This is a genomic window from Enterobacter sp. GER_MD16_1505_Eko_090, from assembly GCF_003331015.1.
GTDB classification, from domain to species: Bacteria; Pseudomonadota; Gammaproteobacteria; order Enterobacterales; family Enterobacteriaceae; genus Enterobacter; species Enterobacter roggenkampii.
Genome location: NZ_PUQF01000065.1, coordinates 1 through 1,130, shown reverse-complemented (window position 1 = coordinate 1,130; position 1,130 = coordinate 1). Strand labels below are relative to the sequence as shown.

The following is a 1,130-nucleotide window of genomic DNA, read 5'->3' as shown; positions in this document are numbered from 1 at the left end:
TATTATGGTGATCCCCTGGGCGAAATGCGCCTGGTAAGCAGAGTTTTTGAAATGTAAGGCCTTTGAATAAGACAAAACGCTGCCTCATCGCTAACTTTGCAACAGTGCCCCTAATCGTGTTCAGCAGAATAGCCGGAGGAAGTTTCCTACTGTCGATAAGAAAGGATTGGCACAGGGAGTGTGAATATCGAAACACCATCACAGAATAATGCCAGATAGAAATGCGATAGTAGGGGTGGATATTTAAATAAGGAGCATCCCGACTTAAAATGAATATGACTGCGTAACCAGGCGCAATAAAAAAAGCGAAAGAATCGCTTTTATTCTGGTTGTTTTTTCGAAGAGTGACCGTTTTCTGAGATGACAAGAAATAAGGAAGTCCTATGATCGCTAGCGGAATAGTTCAAAAACTGAATGCGCAAATGAATCAGGAGTTTTATACCTCAAATTTGTATCTTCAGCTCAGCCAGAGGTGCAGCGAGAATAGCCTTAATGGCACCGCACTATTTTTGCGTCATCAGGCGCAAAATACGGTGACGCAAATGATGCGCATGTACGAATACATCAAACAGAGCGGCGCCACGCCGGTGTTACAGGAGCAACACGCCCGGTGCGGTGAATTTTCCACGCTGGAAGATCTGTTTGAGCAGACGGTAAGCGATTACCAGAAGCGCATTAATGCGCTGACCTCTTTGACGGAAGACGCCCAGGCAGCAAACGATAAGTCAGCGATTAACTTCCTGAAGCGATACAGAAAAGAGGAAATCGTGGACGGGACGCTGTTGCAAATCATTCTGGATGAAGTCCGCAGCGCTAAAAAAGCGGGCATCAACATGCAGCAAACCGACCACTATCTGGTTGGCGTGATCGATCGCTATCACTAAATCAATTTCGCAGTACGAGGAGGTTTTACGCCTCCTCAGAAAATCTGTTTTACATCAGAAACAGAGGTTTATGCCAGTGAACATTTGATACCCAACACGTCATAGTGATTTTTTAACTTAGCGTTTTTATATCGTGCCAAAAATGTCTCTGCTTGTGTCTTTATATTAAGGAAGGTGCGAATAAGCAGGTCATTTCTTCCCAAGCTGACTCGCTGATTAAAATTTCGCGGATCTGGGCCGATTTTT

Annotated in this window: 1 protein-coding gene; it reads left to right on the top strand. The window is 44.5% G+C overall.

Annotated elements, in window-relative coordinates:
* Positions 1-383 precede the first annotated feature (383 nt).
* Positions 384-884, top strand: coding sequence for a non-heme ferritin-like protein (locus tag C6A40_RS24775; RefSeq protein ID WP_001752509.1), 501 nt, complete (start codon positions 384-386; stop codon positions 882-884).
* Positions 885-1,130 lie beyond the last annotated feature (246 nt).

Bases quoted from the DNA above. Each gene is read 5' to 3' on its own strand.
- C6A40_RS24775 (WP_001752509.1), top strand. From the start codon at position 384: ATGATCGCTAGCGGAATAGTTCAAAAACTGAATGCGCAAATGAATCAG.